This window comes from Rhodovulum sp., from assembly GCF_011048875.1.
GTDB lineage: Bacteria > Pseudomonadota > Alphaproteobacteria > Rhodobacterales > Rhodobacteraceae > Rhodovulum > Rhodovulum tesquicola.
The window spans coordinates 1-2,956 of sequence record NZ_DSDD01000125.1; the positions used below are offsets into that span (position 1 = coordinate 1).

4 protein-coding genes are annotated in these 2,956 nt (G+C 68.4%); 2 read left to right on the top strand and 2 right to left on the bottom strand.

The window, feature by feature from the left end; translation table 11 throughout:
- Both ENN83_RS04230 and ENN83_RS04235 read right to left on the bottom strand, forming a co-directional pair.
- Positions 1-486 (bottom strand): MFS transporter (locus ENN83_RS04230; protein ID WP_287184397.1); only part of this gene is annotated, 486 nt, incomplete at its 3' end.
- Positions 487-560: 74 nt separating this feature from the next.
- Positions 561-1,094, bottom strand: coding sequence for an acyl-CoA thioesterase (locus tag ENN83_RS04235; RefSeq protein ID WP_287184399.1), 534 nt, complete (start codon positions 1,092-1,094; stop codon positions 561-563).
- Positions 1,095-1,232: 138 nt separating this feature from the next.
- Here ENN83_RS04235 and ENN83_RS04240 point away from each other — a divergent pair, with 138 nt between their 5' ends.
- Positions 1,233-1,523 (top strand): YggT family protein, encoded by a 291-nt coding sequence (locus tag ENN83_RS04240; RefSeq protein WP_287184405.1) that lies wholly within the window; start codon positions 1,233-1,235, stop codon positions 1,521-1,523.
- Between the two features lie 91 nt (positions 1,524-1,614).
- Positions 1,615-2,956, top strand: a 1,342-nt coding sequence (locus tag ENN83_RS04245; RefSeq protein WP_287184402.1) for a RecQ family ATP-dependent DNA helicase, incomplete at its 3' end; no start/stop codon positions are given.

Consider the following 2,956-nt stretch of genomic DNA (forward strand, 5'->3'; position numbering starts at 1 on the left):
CAGCATCGCCACCAGCGCAAGCAGCCCGCCGACATAGCCGAACGCCCAGCCGGTGCCCGAGATGCGGCCAAGCTGGTTGCGCGGCCCCAGATCGGGCAGCAACGCGTTGGTGAAGATCGTCGCGAACTCCATCCCCACAATGCCAAGCCCGAACAGGAACAGGATCAGCGGCAGGCTGAAGGTCTCGGGATGGGCCAGCCACAGCCCCCCCGCGCCCAGAACATAACAGGCCGAGAACAGCACGATCCAGGGCATGCGGTGGCCGCTCTTGTCCGCAACGGCGCCGAGGATCGGGGCCAGCACCGCGATCACGATGCCCGCGGCTCCGACCCCGTAGCCCCAGGCCGCCTGCGCCGCGGTGCCGTCGCCAAGCAGCTCCTTGACGTAGGGGGCGAAGATGAAGGTCAGCAACAGTGTCGCATAGGGCTGCGACGCCCAGTCGAAGAACCACCAGCCCCAGATGCGCCGCTTGGCCGCCCCGTCCATTCTGCCTGCCCCGTTCCGTGACTTTGCGGAATAAGACATGGCTTTCGGCGGGGGTGCAACCGCCCTGATCGGCCTCAATCAGCCATCGGCGGCCAGGGGCGGTGCGCCTCGGCGGCGATCCACGCGTCCACCCAGCCCGGCAAGGGCGGGGAGGTTGCGTCCAGTCCCATCGCCTCCATCACGCGGGCGGGCGCAACGATGCCGTTCGCATCCGTCACGGCCGAGCGGTAGAGCGCGTGATTGCAGCATTCCTCGCCGCGCCACATGCCCTGTTCGATATAGATGAACCGCGCATCCCAGCCGACGCAGCGCGAGCGGATCTCGAACCGGTCGAACATCCGGACGCGCCGCCGGTAGCGCACCGTCACCCCCGCCATGGTCAGCCCCCAGCCCCGTTCGCGCAGCGCCCCGATCAGCCCCACCCGTTTCGCCAGCGGCAGCCGCCCCAGATCCAGCAGCGTCAGCGTGCGCCCGTTGTTCAGCTCCATCCACAGGTCCAGATCCCAGGGCCAGCACATGTGATGCGAGACATGGGTGCCCGTCAGCGGCAGGGGCGGGGCGTTGCGGTGGACGTAAAATTCCTTGGCGAGACGCAGAAAGGGATACATCGGCAGGCTCCGGTCGGGCGGGGGTTGCCTCGCGCGGCGGGCGCCGGGCGTCAAGGGAAAACGCGGCGTCATGGCGGTTGCGCCGGGCGCCCGCCCGGATTACCTGTCGGAAAACCCGATCCGGAAGGCCCTGACATGATGCTGGCGATCTTTGCGTTGTTGAAACTGATCCTGGACGTCGTGTTCTTCATCATGATCGTCCACATCATCCTCAGCTGGCTGATCTCGTTTCAGGTGCTCAACACGCGCCAGCCGGTGGTGATGCAGATCTGGGACGGGCTGTCGCGCCTGCTTGAACCGGTCTATGGCCCGATCCGGCGGATCCTGCCCGATACCGGCGCGCTCGACCTGTCGCCGCTGGTCGTCTTCGTGATCGTGATCGCGCTGCGCGACATCCTTCTGCCCACGCTCGCCTCGGCCTTCTATTAAGGCCGCGCTGCGCCCTTGGGCTTGTCCCGGCCGCCCCTCTATGGGAAGGTCGGGCAAAACCGAGCGGTAATCCGAGCATCCCAAGGGGACAATGGCCTCAGCCCACGACCTTCTGTCGTCCGTGTTCGGATTCGACGCCTTCCGGCCGGGCCAGCAAGAGATCGTGGCGGCTGTCGCTGCGGGGCGGAACACGCTGGCCATAATGCCGACCGGCGGGGGCAAGTCGCTCTGCTTCCAGTTGCCCGCGCTGCTGCGCGAGGGCGTGACGGTCGTCATCTCGCCGCTGATCGCGCTGATGCGCGACCAGGTGCGCGGGTTGGCCGAGGCGGGCGTGGCCGCGGGCGCGCTCACCTCCGGCAATACCGAGGACGAGACGCGCGAGGTCTTTGCCGCGCTGGATGCGGGCGCGCTGAAACTCCTTTACATGGCGCCTGAACGGCTGGCCTCGGGCAGCACGCTGAACCTGCTGCGCCGGATCGGCGTCGGGCTGATCGCCGTGGACGAGGCCCATTGCGTCAGCCAGTGGGGCCACGATTTCCGCCCCGACTACCTGCGCATCGGCGAGTTGCGTCGCGCGCTGGGCGTGCCGCTGGCGGCCTTTACCGCGACGGCGGATGCCGAAACCCGCGACGAGATCGTGGCCCGGCTGTTCGACGGGGTCGCACCGCAAACCTTCCTGAGGGGCTTTGACCGGCCGAACATCCACCTTGCCTTTGCCCCCAAGGACCAGCCGCGCCGCCAGATCCTGGCCTTTGCCGCCGCCCGCCGCGGCCAGTCGGGCATCGTCTATTGCGCGACCCGCGCCAAGACCGAAAGCCTGGCCGCCGCGCTGACGCAGGCCGGACACGCCGCCTGCGCCTATCACGGCGGGATGGAGGCCGGGCCGCGCAGGGATGTCGAGGCGCGGTTCCAGACCGAGGACGGGCTGATCGTGGTGGCCACCGTCGCCTTCGGCATGGGTATCGACAAGCCCGATATCCGCTGGGTGGCCCATGCAGACCTGCCGAAATCCATCGAGTCCTATTACCAGGAAATCGGCCGCGCGGGTCGCGATGGCGCACCGGCCGAGACGCTGACGCTGTATGGCGCCGACGACATCCGCCTGCGCCGCACCCAGATCGACGAAAGCCCCGCGCCGCCCGAACGCCGCGCCGCCGATCACGCCCGGCTGAACGCGCTGCTGGGTCTGGCCGAGGCACCGTTCTGCCGCCGTCAGACGCTATTGCGCTATTTCGGCGAGGCCGCGCTGGAACCCTGCGGCCATTGCGACCTCTGCGACAGCCCGCCCGAACGGTTCGACGCGACCGAAGCCGTGCGCAAGGCGCTGTCGGCCATGCTGCGCACGGGCGAAAGCTTCGGCACCCAGCACCTGGTCGACATCCTGACAGGGACCGCAACCGACAAGATCCGCGCCCGCGGCCATGACCGGTTGC